The 13,466-nt window shown below is 65.8% G+C and carries 14 protein-coding genes; 4 read left to right on the plus strand and 10 right to left on the minus strand.

All coding sequences use genetic code 11. The annotated features are described in order from the left end of the window. Position 1 precedes the first annotated feature (1 nt). Complete coding sequence (locus tag HIM68_RS18580; RefSeq protein WP_172175305.1) at positions 2–937, minus strand: DMT family transporter; 936 nt, start codon at positions 935–937, stop codon at positions 2–4. A gap of 93 nt (positions 938–1,030) precedes the next feature. On the opposite strand from HIM68_RS18580, the gene HIM68_RS18585 reads away from it, so the two are divergent. After that, positions 1,031–1,912 (plus strand): LysR family transcriptional regulator, encoded by an 882-nt coding sequence (locus HIM68_RS18585; RefSeq protein WP_172175308.1) that lies wholly within the window; start codon positions 1,031–1,033, stop codon positions 1,910–1,912. A 24-nt stretch (positions 1,913–1,936) separates the two neighbouring features. Here the strand turns inward: HIM68_RS18585 and HIM68_RS18590 are convergent, their stop codons facing one another. Together HIM68_RS18590 and HIM68_RS18595 are read right to left on the minus strand one after the other, a co-directional pair. Next, positions 1,937–3,133, minus strand: a complete 1,197-nt coding sequence (locus tag HIM68_RS18590) for a hypothetical protein (RefSeq protein WP_172175311.1) — start codon at positions 3,131–3,133, stop codon at positions 1,937–1,939. Next, positions 3,130–4,119, minus strand: a complete 990-nt coding sequence (locus tag HIM68_RS18595) for an EamA family transporter (RefSeq protein ID WP_172175313.1) — start codon at positions 4,117–4,119, stop codon at positions 3,130–3,132. Before HIM68_RS18595 ends, HIM68_RS18590 begins: the two co-directional genes overlap by 4 nt. A 72-nt stretch (positions 4,120–4,191) precedes the next feature. On the opposite strand from HIM68_RS18595, the gene HIM68_RS18600 reads away from it, so the two are divergent. Beyond that, the gene (locus HIM68_RS18600) at positions 4,192–5,097 is read left to right on the plus strand and encodes a LysR family transcriptional regulator (protein ID WP_216657269.1); all 906 of its coding nucleotides are present in this window, start codon (positions 4,192–4,194) and stop codon (positions 5,095–5,097) included. Here HIM68_RS18600 and HIM68_RS18605 read toward each other — a convergent pair. From HIM68_RS18605 to HIM68_RS18615, 3 genes are all read right to left on the minus strand, one after another. Next, positions 5,094–5,978 (minus strand): hypothetical protein, encoded by an 885-nt coding sequence (locus HIM68_RS18605; protein WP_253904071.1) that lies wholly within the window; start codon positions 5,976–5,978, stop codon positions 5,094–5,096. The two genes, HIM68_RS18600 and HIM68_RS18605, sit on opposite strands and share 4 nt — an antisense overlap. Beyond that, on the minus strand, positions 5,975–6,568 hold the full coding sequence (locus tag HIM68_RS18610) for a hypothetical protein (RefSeq protein ID WP_172175319.1): 594 nt from the start codon (positions 6,566–6,568) through the stop codon (positions 5,975–5,977). Before HIM68_RS18610 ends, HIM68_RS18605 begins: the two co-directional genes overlap by 4 nt. Positions 6,569–6,697: 129 nt before the next feature. Further along, a complete protein-coding gene (locus tag HIM68_RS18615; RefSeq protein ID WP_172175322.1) occupies positions 6,698–7,513 on the minus strand; it encodes a hypothetical protein in 816 nt (271 codons plus the stop codon). Positions 7,514–7,640: 127 nt separating this feature from the next. On the opposite strand from HIM68_RS18615, the gene HIM68_RS18620 reads away from it, so the two are divergent. Further along, positions 7,641–7,850, plus strand: a complete 210-nt coding sequence (locus tag HIM68_RS18620; RefSeq protein WP_139470410.1) for a DUF3073 domain-containing protein — start codon at positions 7,641–7,643, stop codon at positions 7,848–7,850. A gap of 405 nt (positions 7,851–8,255) precedes the next feature. On the opposite strand, the gene purM is transcribed toward HIM68_RS18620, so the two are convergent. From purM to HIM68_RS18635, 3 genes are read right to left on the minus strand one after another with little or no spacing between them, the layout of a single operon-like run. Continuing rightward, a complete protein-coding gene (gene purM, locus HIM68_RS18625) occupies positions 8,256–9,353 on the minus strand; it encodes a phosphoribosylformylglycinamidine cyclo-ligase (protein WP_172175325.1) in 1,098 nt (365 codons plus the stop codon). Between the two features lies 1 nt (position 9,354). Then, complete coding sequence (gene purF / locus HIM68_RS18630; RefSeq protein ID WP_139470412.1) at positions 9,355–10,836, minus strand: amidophosphoribosyltransferase; 1,482 nt, start codon at positions 10,834–10,836, stop codon at positions 9,355–9,357. Between the two features lie 44 nt (positions 10,837–10,880). Beyond that, the gene (locus HIM68_RS18635) at positions 10,881–11,378 is read right to left on the minus strand and encodes a hypothetical protein (protein ID WP_216657271.1); all 498 of its coding nucleotides are present in this window, start codon (positions 11,376–11,378) and stop codon (positions 10,881–10,883) included. Between the two features lie 188 nt (positions 11,379–11,566). Between HIM68_RS18635 and HIM68_RS18640 the strand changes: the two genes are divergently transcribed. Further along, complete coding sequence (locus HIM68_RS18640) at positions 11,567–12,544, plus strand: universal stress protein (protein ID WP_139470413.1); 978 nt, start codon at positions 11,567–11,569, stop codon at positions 12,542–12,544. Between the two features lie 12 nt (positions 12,545–12,556). Here the strand turns inward: HIM68_RS18640 and HIM68_RS18645 are convergent, their stop codons facing one another. Then, on the minus strand, positions 12,557–13,450 hold the full coding sequence (locus HIM68_RS18645) for an EamA family transporter (RefSeq protein WP_172175328.1): 894 nt from the start codon (positions 13,448–13,450) through the stop codon (positions 12,557–12,559). Between the last annotated feature and the right edge of the window lie 16 nt (positions 13,451–13,466).

Genomic DNA, 13,466 nt, shown 5'->3' on the forward strand with positions numbered 1-13,466 from the left:
CCTAGGACCCTTCCGGTCGAGCACCGGGCCTGCGCACGAGCCCGCTCGAGACCGCGACTCCACCGACGACGACGGCTGCCCCGATGATCTGTCCGAGACCGAACCTTTCCCCGAGCACCATTGTCGAGAGAGCGAGCGCGAGTACCGGCTGAACAAGCAGCAGGCTCGCCGTGACTTCGGCAGGCAGCCGACCGCTTCCGTGATGGATGAGCAGCCACGCCGCGACTTGTCCGACGAGCGCGAGTGCGATGAGCAGGATCCACGAACGCCCGCTGATATCCAAGACCGAAAGTCCCCGTGAGAAGAGGGTGATGAGCGTCGACGTGGCCGCGGCCGCCGCCGTCGCCCACGTCAGCGGCTGGAGCGCGAGATCCGACTGCGTCCGTGTGGCTCTGCGGCTGAGGAAGAGGTACGTTCCGTATCCGATTCCGGCGAGTAGCCCGAGAAGAACCCCGCCGAGGCGGCCCTGCCCTGCCGCCGATGCGCTCGGCCCGATGCCGAGTTCGCTGAGGCCCACACCGCTGACGAGGACGATCCCGATGATCATGATCGGCAGCGCAATCAGGAATCTCCGTTCCATGCGCTCGCGATCGATGATGAGAGCGAGCAGCGGCAGGACAATGACCTGGACGTTGATGAGCACCGTCGCGACGCCCGCTCCGACGAGGAAGATCGATGCGGTCCACGCGCTGTAGTCGATGCCGAGCGCAATGCCCGCCGCAAGCGACCACAGCCAACCACTCGGGCTCAGGCTCTCCTGTCGCTGTCTTTCGGCGAGCGCAAGTGGAATGAGGGGCACAACGGCGATGGCGCAGCGAAGCACCGCGGTGGTCGCCGCGTCGACATCGGCAAGCTTGACGATGATAGCGGACGCAGACAGGCACAGCGCTCCGGCGAGCACCGAGGAGATGGCTGCGGGGGTTGGTGTCTGACTCATACTTCGACGCTATGGCCACTTGACCATTCAGCACTAGTTCTTATTCCAACCTAGTATTGATAAGTACTGCTTACCGAAAGTGGGGACGAAACGATGAGACTCGAATGGTCGCGGCTGCGGATCCTCGACGCCGTGGCGAGAACCGGATCGGTCAATCAGGCCGCCGCGCTGCTCCACCTCACCGGGCCCGCCGTCTCCCAGCAGCTGCGCCGAATTGAACGAGAAGCCGGAACGCACGTGGTCGTGGCCGATGGGCGCGGCCTTCGCCTCACTGATGCCGGCCGCACTCTTGCTGACTACGCCCGGCAGGTCACCGAGCTCATGCAGCGCGCCGAGAACGATCTCCAACACGACGAGGTCACGGGGACTGTCAAGATCGGTGCGATCGCCTCGAGCATCCGCGACCTGCTCGCCCCGCGCCTCGCTCAGTTAGGCAGCCTTCATCCGGACATGACCGTGTCGATCGAAGACGGCGAGACCGATGACCACCTGAAGCGCCTGGCCGCGGGGCACCTCGACATCGTCATCGCCGAATCGTGGACGAACGCCCCGCTGAGCTTGCCGGCAGGGATCGTCTCGACCGACCTGACGAGGCAGACCGCCTATGTGGCCGCGCCGAGCGGTCACTGGACGGCCTCGGTGACGGACGTTGACATCACGGATCTTGCCGCCGAAGTCTGGTCGACCTGCGCACGCGATTCCCGCGACCACGAAGCCCTCGTCCAGGCGGGTCGCACCCGCGGAATCGAACTCGACGTCCGGCATTTCGTCGCCGATCCCCTCACTCAGCTCAGCCTCGTCGTCGGCGGCCTCGCTCTCGCGTGTCTGGCGTATTCGACTCCACCGGCCGATACCGACGAGGTCGTCTTCCGCAGGCTCATCCCAGGAACAGAGCGCACAATTCTGCTGCTCACCGACGACCGCGTCGCACCTCGTGCCGTCGAGACTGTCCGAGGCGCGCTACTCGCCGACTGACCGAACTCTCGGGTCGCGCCGAGGTCAGTCCCGCACCCACCGATCAGCGTCGCTGTCATAGTGCCATTCGGCCACCTCGGTGACGGCCTCGATGACGTTGTTCAGCCAGTACGTAGTATCCGGGTGCCAGCCCGCCACGAGACTCGCGGTCCGATCGTCCGTGTTACCTGCCGTGGGGATGGTCTCCGATTCCTCGCCGAGGCGGCCCTCCGCCACGTCGATGACCGCACCGGCCGTGCGCAGATAGCCGGCCAGACCGACGTGGACACCGTCGAATTCCTCGGCCACCCGTGACCAGTCGGGGATGACCCAGCGGCCCTTGCGCCCGGTGGTCTCGGACCAGACATAGCGGCGCTGGGCGGTGACGTCGAGCGGGTAGCGGCGGCACAGATCGGCCCAATCCTCGGGTGTCCGGATCTCGGCGATGCGAGCGTCCGGGCGCAGTCGCAGACGGCAGGCTCGGGCACGCTCGAGACCGAAATCGTCCTCGACGAGTTCGACGCCGATCAGGGTTCCGTCCGGCCAGGTCCCCGTCGACGACCAGAGCCCGTCTGGCGGAGTCGACCACCATTCGCCGCTGAGCTCCATATACGGGTTCTTGGCGAAATCGTGACGGTAACGGGTTTCCGTGGTGAGGACATCTGCAAGCCACTCGTCCAATCCCCAGGGGAGCCTCGTTTCGTCTTCGTCAAGAGGCGGGTATAGATCGGTCAGAGTGATTTCTATGCGCTCATCCGTCGGGCCTGTCTCGAGGTCGAAGACCGCGGGCAGTCCTGTGTGGCGTCCATTGACTTCATTGAGTTCTTTGTCGTCCCAGCCCAGCGCCCACTGATCATCGGGATCGAGTGGCTTAGACCAGGCATCTAGCAAGCCCGTGGAAACGAGCATCTCGGCGAAGGGACGCAGAGCCTCGCGCACCTCGCCGATTTCCGCGGTCCCCCAATCGTCATCATCAGGAGGCTGCCAATACACTGCAGCGTCGACTACGTCGGACATGGCTTCCTTAACTGCACTCCAAGTCGGCGCAATCGGGCACAGGCACCTCAGATTGCGCACCACCGCCTCCGCGCCTGGGGCTTCTTCATCGCCAGTCCACGGAAAACTCTCGACCTGCTCGAGGGCCAGCCCGAACACGAGCGAGCATCCCCGCGGGGACGCGAGCAGATCCTCGGCGGACAGGCGGTCGTCATGAAGGGTCGGAGGCGCATCATCGGCGGTCATGACCTCAGGCTACGCGAACACCTGTCAACTGGCCCTGATGGAATCGCCCGCGTCGAATCCTCCGTTGGCGCGCTGACCGGCACGACTGCCTCAGCGGCGGCGAGAATCCGCGCCCCTTTCGCGGCCTTCAAACCCGCGCCGAGGACCCCAATGATGACGAGGACGGCCCCGCACAGCTCGCCGACGGTGACCCGCTCGCCGAGGAAGACGAACGCCGCGCTCATTCCGACGACGGGCACGAGCATCGAGAAGGGGGCGACGACTCCGGCGGGGTTGCGCGACATCAGCCACGACCACACGCCCGAACCGAGGATCGTCGCGATGACCACTGTATAGATCAGCCCAGCGATGGCAAGAAGTCCGGTTGGGGTGGTCAGTCCCGAAAACGACGCCCCGACCCGGTCGGGTCCTTCGACCGCAAGGGAGAGGGCGAGCATCGGCACGGGCGGGACGAGCGACATCCACATCGTCAGCTTGATCGGCTCAGTGGTGTGAGCCTGCCGGTTGCAGATGTTGCCGATCGCCCAGCCGAAGGCGCCGGCGAGGGTGAGGAGGAAGGGCAGGAAGCTCGCATGCGAGTCGAAGCGCTGCCAGCCGACGACCGCGAGGCCGGCCATCGCGATGAGGAGGAAGAGCATCTGCGAGCCGCGGACCCTCTCGCGCAGGAATGTCATGCCCAGCAGCACCGTGAAGGGGCCCGAGGCTTGGAGGACGAGGGACGCGAGTCCCGCGGGCATGCCGGCGGCCATCGCCCAGTAGAGGAAGAGGAATTGCAGCAGTCCGAAGCCGAGTCCGTAGCCGATGATCCACCGCGCTTTGACGTCGGGCTTCGGTACGAAGATCAGCGCGGGAACCGCGAGCAGGGCGAAGCGCAGAGCCACGAGGAAGAAGGGCGGGAACTGGGCCAGGGAGAGATCGATGGCGAGGAAATTCAGTCCCCACATCACCGCCACCGAGGCGGCGAGCAGACAGTGCTTGAATGACATGGCCCCATTCTCAACTTCGACAACAGTGAAGCACAATCGCAGAGTGCTTCACTGACTCTGTAGCATGGCTTCATGGTCATCGATCCGAAGCATCTCGAGCTGCTGCGCCTGTTCGACGAATACGGCAGCGTCACCGCCGTCGCCGATGTCACCTATCGCTCCCCGTCGGCCGTTTCTCAGCAGCTGAGGCAGGCCGGGAGCGAGATCGGCCATGCTCTCGTCGAACCCGCCGGTCGCGGACTCACGCTCACAGCCGCGGGACGACTGCTCGCCGACGGCGGTCGGGACGTGGCCCGCACGCTTGCCCGGGTGCAGGCCCAATGGGAGGGCCACCTCGGCGAAGCTGTCGGAGAGATCGCCCTGGCCGGGCTGCCGAGCGCGCTCACACACCTCCTCCCCGATGCGCTGCGCAGGCTGCGGGAGGACCACCCTCACATCGATCTGCGCATGGACGATGTCGACCTCGCCGAGCACGAATTCGCGGGGCTGACCCGAGATGTCGATATCGTCGTCGCACACAGCCTCGTCGCCGAACGCCCCCTGGGTACCGACGGACTCACCGTCGTCCCGCTCGCCCGCGAACCGATCGACGTGGCCCTCGCCATCGGCCATCGGCTTGCCGATCGCGCCGAGCTGACCCCGGACGATGTCGTCGATTGTCGCTGGGTGGGAGTGCCCCGCGGATACCCCTTCGACACGATTCTCACCTCGATCGAGCATCTCACCGGTCGCGACCTCGACGTTGTCCAACGCATCCGGGACAACCGGCTCATCGAAGCGATCGTCGCCTCCTCGGACCAGGTCGCGCTCCTTCCCCGGTTCACGACGCCGCGAGATGCGGGACTGTCACTGGTGCCGCTGACGGGGGTGACGACGACACGCTGGATCGTAGCCGTGATGCGTCCGGACACGGCCGAACGTGTCGCGGTGCGTGCTGTGATCAGCGCGCTCAGCCGGGTCGACGACGCCGCGGATTAGGCGGTGCCCGTGCTGGTGAAGCGCTTCGGCACGAGCTTCTCCAGGGGCAGGAACGCCGCCCAGCAGATGACGGTCGGCAGGAAGTGGATGCCCAGCGCCAGGTAGGTCATGAGGTGGAAGAGGAAGAAGAAGGCCACGGCCCCGTACAGCCACTTGCGCTTGAGGAACAGGACGACGGGTGAGAGGAACTCGAAGACGAGTGTCGCCCATTGCGCGGCGATGAGGAGGCCGGGCATCTCGAGGAACGGTTTCGACCATTCGGCGCCGCGGCGCATGAGCGCCCAGATGATGACCGCACCGTTGGCCCAGTGGGTGATGTTGCCCGAGGCGATCCACTTCATCACCACCGAGTAGAAGTAGGTGAGGACGACGGAGATCTGCACCATCCGCAGCGCCCAGCCGGCCCGCGCCGAGGCGGTGCCGACGTCCCGGAAGCGCGCCGTTCCGATCGTCGGCAGGACGAAGGCGGCGATGACGAGCGCCATATGATCGTGGGCGACGTAACCGTAGCCCTGGGTGTAGAACATCCACGCGCCGAAGCTGAGCGCCACCGCCCAGCCGCTGAGGCGCTGAAGGATTCCGGCGGCGGCGAGCAGCGAGAAGACGATGATGAGGGTGAGCAGGATCTGCGCACCGAGGACGCTGACAGCAGGGATGTGGAGGAACCGGGCCAGCCACAGTGGCTGGTAGAACTCGGGCGTCCAGCCGTGGGCGATGACATCACCGGAGATCGTGAGCACATCGATGATGATGAACAGGTAGATGAAGACACGGAACACGGCCACCCGAGCGAGGGGGACCTCGGGCATGAACCAGCGGAGGAACGGATTTGTGGGGGCCGCCTCGGTGGGGGTCGACCTCAGGGTCGGGATGCTGCTCATCGGACCTCCCACTTCGCCAGCGTCGTCTGTTCGGGTTCGCCGACGGCCAGGCCGTTCTTCAGCTGTGTGGTGGTGCGGCAGAGGATCATCGCTTCGGGCTTCGGTTCGTCCGGGTGCAGCCGGACGTACGAGTCGGCCATCGACTGCAGGAGCTCGGGGTGGGCGATGACCCGGTCGAGCTGGGATTCGACGTCACCGCGTTCGATGCCGACGGTCGCGGCATTGAACCCGAGGCGGCGCGGTTCGTCCTCGCCGGGGAACTGAGCTTCGATGCACGTGGAGTTCACGGTTCCGTTGAGGTCTTTGGCGGTGGCGTACTGGGTGAGCGATCCGAGCGGGAAGAAGTCGTTCGTGTTGAGGAACTGTCCGCAGGTGAGGATGACGAAGGCGATGGCGGGAACGACGATGCGCCAGCCGATGGAGACCTTCGACAGCGGTTTCACCCGGGTCGCGGGTTTCGGGGTACCAGCGGACCTGGCGATGTCGGTCGCGGACTCACCGGCGCCGGGGCCATCGGACGCACCGGCGGGGTCAGGCCCCTGAGCAGCTGGGTCCTGGCTCGTCAGGAGACGGCGCTTCTTCTCTTCCATACGCTTGCGGGACTCGTCCTCTCGGGTGCGGCTCGTTCGCAGACAATCCTATCCGCCCTTCTTACTACCTGACGGGGGCTGAGCAACCTGGCGCCAGGTTGCTCAGCCCCCGTCAGGTAGTAATTGGGGTCAGGAGCTGCGGGCGTAGAGGTTGAGCTGCTCCCAGCCGGCCGCATACTTCTGGAAGGCGGCGACCGCTGACTCGGAATCGTTGTTGCTCAGTGCCGTGACCCACGAGTCCACGAGTTCCGCGGCTTCGCTCGGCCACAGCACATCGGACATCCCGCCGAGGTCGAGTTCGAGGACCGAGTTCATGTCGAAGGTGTCGATCCACTCGGCCAGAACCGAGGTCTGCTCGACCATATCGACGACCTTCGAGGTGTCCGCGATCGTCTCCGAGGCCCATTCCATGCGCGCCGAGGCGGCCAGGATATCCGTACGGATGAGCACCCGGAGGCCCTCGTCGGTCTCCTCGGTGATGATCTGATCCTCGGTCAGAGAGAAGAACAGCCACCACGACGGGGGCACGTCCCAGGCAGAGACGCGGGTGAAGATCCGCGTGTCCTTGGCGTCCTGCAGCCACTCCGCACGACGGCTGGCGGCACGTCGGCGAGCGGACTTCGGAGCGACGATGTCCAAGGTCGCCTTCGAGGTGTGCTCGGCCAGCGAATCGAGCGCCTCCCATCCACGAATGTCTTCCTGAGCAGGACAGAAACGGTCCACTCCGTCCGCGGTCTGAGACGCTGGAAGGTAGATCGGAGTGCGCCGAAAGGAATCAGCCACGGGCGAAGGCGGCAGGGAGATCAAGCGCTTGTCAGCGTCGTGGGAGATCTGCTCCTCGATGCGTGACCGGTTGTCCTCCACCTGCCTGTCTTGCAATTCGGAATGCACCACAAGGGGTTCGAAGATCCGCAGGGTGACGACATAATCGCGACGGTAGGCCATGGGTTCAGCCTATCCAAGGTCCACTCACAAAATGGAACTTCCCAGTATGAACAGGTAGGATTTAAGCGCATAGCAGAGATCTAGTCCGGGGCCATTCGCCCCATTGACGACGGAGGGGGTCACGCCAGTGGGTCGCGGCCGCGCAAAGGCAAAGCAGATCAAGGTAGCTCGGAAGCTGAAGTACTACAGCCCGGATACCGACCTTAATAGACTCCAGCAGGAGCTGGGCGCCGACGCGAGCAAGTCCGGTCCGTCCGATCCGTACGACGATGAACCCGACTACTCGGATTACGCCGACAAGTACAACGTCGACGATGACGACGAGTACGAGAACTGATCTCGGATGAGTCCAGCCGCACACGGCTGATCTGACACGCACTGAGGGCGGGGACTTCGGTCCCCGCCCTCTGTCGTGCGCACAGACGGTCGTGGGCCCGCCGGTCCGTTCGCTCGTGGGCATTCCCTCGCCGAGGCGGCGACCGCCATGCGTAACCGCGCCGAATGACCGCGAACTCGAGTTCCATCCCCTCGCCGAGGCGGCTGTGACCGAGGAGCATCACGCACCGTTGAGTGCAATTCCTCCACTCCCGCGGCCATCACGCACCGCAAGCAGCACACCCCCGTGCAGGAACACGAGGGTGTGAGACTAACGGTGTGCGAAGCCTCTGCGCCGAGAGGGCGAGACTAACGGTGAGGGATGCCCCGCGACCAGGCCAGCCGGCTGCGCGAGGCACGCGACCCATTACTGCAGGATCGCGGCGCCGCCGTCGACGCCCTTGGCGCCCTGCACATAGTAGGGATCGGTCGCCAGAGAACCGTCATCGGCGGCGACCTCGCCGAGCACCCAGGCTCCGGGGCTCGCCTTGAGCACACCATCGACCGACGCTGCGTCGACGACGAGGACCATGCCGACGCCGAGGTTCCAGGTGCGTTCCCGGTCGTCCTGCGGCACTCCTCCGAGGTCGCCGAGCACGGAGAACACGGCCGGGATCTCCCACGAGGCACGCGACATCTTCGCGACCAGGCCCTGCGGAAGCACCCTGGCCACATTGGCCGACAGTCCCCCGCCGGTGACGTGCGAGACCGAATGCACCGAGTCGGGCAGTGCGTCGAAGAGAGCGGCGAGCTCGCCGGTGTAGACATGAGTGGGAACGAGCAGCTCCTCACCGAGGGTGCGCCCGAATTCCGACACATGCGTATCCAGGCCCCATCCCGCCTCGGCGATGATGTGGCGGACCAGCGAGTATCCGTTGGAGTGGATGCCCGAGGACGGCAGACCGATGAGCACGTCCCCGGCACGGACCTTTTCCGGGCCGAGCAGTTTCGAGGCCTCGACGACTCCGGTGGCGGCACCGGCGACATCGTACTCATCGACCCCGAGCAGACCCGGGTGTTCGGCGGTCTCCCCGCCGACCAGTGCGACTCCGGCCGAGGCGCAGGCGTCGGCGATTCCGCGCACGATATCAGCGATGCGTTCGGCCACGACCTTGCCGCAGGCGATGTAGTCGGTCATGAAAAGAGGCCGGGCACCGCAGACGATGATGTCGTCGACGACCATACCGACGAGGTCGTAGCCGATGGTGTCGTGCTTGTCCATGGCCTGAGCGATGGCGACTTTCGTACCCACACCGTCGGTCGACGAGGCGAGCAGCGGACGCTCGAAGTCCTTGAGCACGGAGACGTCGAAGAGTCCGGCGAATCCGCCCATCCCACCGACGACCGAGGAGTTGTGGGTGGCCGAGACCGCGGCCTTCATGAGTTCGACGGCGCGGTCTCCGGCCTCGACGTCGACGCCTGCGGCGGCATAGGTGGTGGACTTCGGGTTCGCGTCGGAACTCAACTCAGCATCCTTTGTCGGCGGGGGTGTTGTTGACGGGAATCGGGTATTCGCCCGAGAAGCAGGCGGTGCACAGCTGGCTGCGCTCCTGCTGGGTGGCGGCGATCATGCCGTCCAGAGAGATATAGCCCAGAGAATCGGCACCGAGGTTCTCGCAGATCTCGTTCGTCGTCAGTCCGTTGGCGATGAGCTCGGCCCGGGTGGCGAAGTCGATGCCGTAGAAGCACGGCCATTTCACCGGCGGGGAGGAGATGCGCACGTGGACCTCTGCCGCTCCGGCCTCCCGCAGCATGCGCACCAGCGCCCGCTGAGTGTTTCCGCGCACGATCGAATCGTCGACGACGACGAGACGTCGTCCTTCGATGTTCTCCCGGATCGGATTGAGCTTGAGGCGGATGCCCAGCTGCCGCAGGGTCTGTGAGGGCTGGATGAACGTGCGTCCGACATAGGCGTTCTTCATCAGCCCCTGGCCGAACGGGATGCCCGAGGCCTCGGCATAGCCGACGGCCGCCGGCGTTCCGGATTCGGGAGTGGCGATGACGAGGTCGGCGTCGACCGGGTACTCCTCGGCGAGCTGCCGGCCCATCTGGGTGCGCGCAGCGTGGACGTTCTTGCCGGCGAGCATGCTGTCGGGACGCGCGAGGTAGACGTATTCGAAGACGCAGCGGGCCTGGTCCGGTTCGGCGAAGCGGTGCGAACGCAGACCGTCCTCGTCGATGGCGATGAGCTCTCCGGGTTCGACGTCGCGGACGAACTTCGCACCGACGATGTCGAGCGCCGCGGTCTCCGAGGCCACGACCCAGCCGTTCTCCAGCCGTCCCAGCGACAGGGGCCTCACCCCGTGCCTGTCCCGGGCGGCGTAGAGGGTGTGCTCGTCCATGTAGACCAGCGAGAACGCCCCTTCGACATGGGGCAACAGGGTCAGGGCCGCCTCGGTGAGGTTCTCACCCTCTTCGGTCGCGAACAGCTCGGTGACCAGGGAGGTGTCGTTCGACGAATCACGGAAGGGCCGGGTGCGGGACGTCTTCTTCGTGGCCTCCTCGACGACCTTCGTCGCGTGGTCGCGACGGGAATCGGCCATGGCCTCGAGTGCGTCGAAGTTCGTCAGATTGCCGTTGTGCGCCAATGCCACGGTGCCGAACGGAGTCGGCCCCAGGGTGGGCTGAGCGTTCTCGAACGACGGTGATCCGGTCGTCGAATACCGTGTGTGCCCGACGGCGATATGGCCTTGCAGAAGCTCGAGATCGCGCTCATGGAAGACCTGGGAGACCAGGCCCATGTCGCGGTAGATGAGGATCTGCTTGCCGTTGCTGGCAGCGATTCCCGCGGACTCCTGTCCGCGGTGCTGCAGAGCGTAGAGCCCGAAGTATGTGAGTTTGGCGGTTTCCTCGCCGGGGGCCCAGACTCCGAACACACCGCATTCGTCCTGCGGTCCGCGGTCCTGGGGGTCGATTTCGTGCGTCAGCTGCCCGTCTCCTCTTGCCACGAGTGAAATTGTCTCATACCCGCAACGGCGCTCTGACCCGGTGATCAGACTGTGGAACCGGGGGCCGTATCCCGGCCCGTTCCCGCCTCGTCCGCATCGTCGGCAGTGGGCTCAACATCGTCTGCCGCTGGTGCGGAGTCATCCGCCTCGGGTGCGGCATCCTGGCTCGCCGAGGCGGCTCCGCCCTCGACATCACCGGCATCCGGGTCCTCCCCGCGGGCTTCGGCGATGCGACGGCGCGCGATCTCCTTCGGGTCGTCGACCATGTCGATCTGCGCACCGACCCGGAACTCCTTCGACTTCTTCCGCCCCCGCCAATCGAGGATGAGCGCGACGAGTCCGCCGAGGAACAGTCCGCCGATCCCGAGGACGAGCAGCAGCAGGCCCAGTCCCTTGACCACCGTGTAGCCCATCGGCATATCGGCCGGGTCGACGAAGACCGCGAGGATTCCAGCAAGCACGATGCCGAGCACCGCGCCGATGCCCATGAACACCGAGTACTTGGGGCTGCGACGGACGGAGACGTCGATCTGGTCCTTCATGATCTCCTTGGACACGTGGCCTTGAGGCCGATGAAACGCCGGGATCGCCCCGGAACAACAGGTCGCGAACAGTCTAGTCGAGTCAGCCTGAGGTTCCTCCCAGGCAGTCTCATGCCAGTTCCCATAAACTGGACACAACTATGCTGGACTCAACCAGATTGACGGTCACTGAAGACAGAGGTTCCGATATGTCCCACACGATCATCGTCGGCATCGACGGTTCCGACAACGCCGAATGCGCCCTGCAGTGGGCGATCACGCATGCACAGAAGACCTCCTCCGAGATCCGCATCGTCTCCGCCTACACCGTCCCCGGCGTCAATATGAGCCAGGCCGACATCGTCTACCCCGCCGACTTCGACAGCGCCGTGAAGAAGACCGTCGAAGACATCGCCGAGGCGGCCGCCGCCACCGTCACCAAGGCCGGCGTTCCCGTATCGACGACGATCGCGCCCGGTGACGCCTCCGGGGTCATGGTCGAGCATTCGAAGAACGCCGCCCTCGCCGTCGTCGGCGCCCGCGGTCGCGGCGGGTTCGCCGGTCGTCTCCTCGGCTCCGTGGCCCTGGCGATGCCCGCGCACTCGCAGTGCCCCACCGTCGTCGTCCCGAGCACGTGGCCGACCCGGGTCATGCCGACGACTCCCCTGCCCGTCGACGATCCCGTCCGCACGACGGATGATCCCTCCGCCGAGGCGGACCGACGAACCCGACCCGACTTCTCCGGGGAGGTCGTCGCCGCCGTCGATCCCTTCGAGACCGACACCCCGGTGCTGCGTGCCGCTGCTTCACAGGCTGCGATCTATGGTGTTCCTCTGCGCCTCGTCGGGGTCACCGCCACGCATATCCTCTCGCCCGAGTGGATGCCCAGCGAGGAGCACCTCATCCGGATGTACGACGAAGCGGCGAAGTCCTTCACTGCCGCTGCCGACTCGCTGAAGGGCGACTTCCCCGATCTCGAGGTGCGGTACTCGGTCTTCGATGCTCCCGCCACCGAGGTGCTCGTGTCCGCCACGTACACCGCCGATCTCATGGTCATCGGCTCTCGTGGCCGCGGTGGGTTCGTCGCCACCGTCCTCGGGTCGACGTCGCAGGGTGTGCTCTCGCACGCCGTGTGCCCGGTGCGGGTGGTGCGGGTCAACCGCCGTCAGCCCGGGCGCCGCCGCTGAGCCGCGGCCCTCTCACCCGATGGCGATGAGCCCGATACCCACGACCACGATGAGGGCACCGGCGAGTTTGAGCACCACGTTCCTCTCTCCGAAGAACCACCAGGCCAGCAGGGTGCCGACGATGATCGAGGTCTCCCGCACGGGGGCCACGAGCGCCACCGGTGCCTGCTGCATCGCATAGAGGACGAGCACATACGCCAGGGGTGAGAGGATCGCCACGGTCACCAGCGCGCGCTTGTGGCTCGTCAGGATCTCTCTGAGATCGGCGCGCTTCTCCCGCCCGCTGGGAAGCGCGAAGGCTCCCGCGGTCATGATCAGCCCGACGCAGGCTTCGGAGACGGCGAAGTAGAGCAGCGGAGAGTCGCTGACATGGTTGACGGCGAAGTCGTCCCACAGCGTGTATGAGGCGATGAACGCCCCGATCAGCCCGCCCCACGCGAGTCCGCGGCGCAAGCCGTGGCTGCTGGTGGGGCCGACCCCGCCGCGGGGACGGATCGTGACGACAGCGATCCCGGCGATGACGGTGAAGGCTCCGGCCGCCTCGGCGAGGGTGGGACGCTCACCGAGGAAGACTACGGCGATGATGATCGTGACCACGGGCCCGGTGCCGCGCGCCGTAGGGTAGACGACGCCGAGCGGGGCGTGGTCATAGCCGGACTGCAGGGCCACGGAGTAGGCGATGTGGAAGACCGCGCTCAACGCCGCCGCACCGACCAGACCCCAGTTCAGCGACTGGCCTCCGGTGGCGATGATGACGATTGCCAGCGGGGCGAGCAGGATCGCCGAGAGCCCGTGGTAGGCGAGCACGAAGGCAAAGCCCTTGCCGGTGACGGACTTCGCGGCGAGGTTCCATACGGCGTGGGCGACGGAGGCGATGAGGACGAGCCCGAGGACCGAGAAGGTCATCGGCTCACTGCCCTCT

The sequence above is a fragment of the Brevibacterium sp. CT2-23B genome (assembly GCF_013168765.1).
GTDB classification, from domain to species: domain Bacteria; phylum Actinomycetota; class Actinomycetes; order Actinomycetales; family Brevibacteriaceae; genus Brevibacterium; species Brevibacterium sediminis.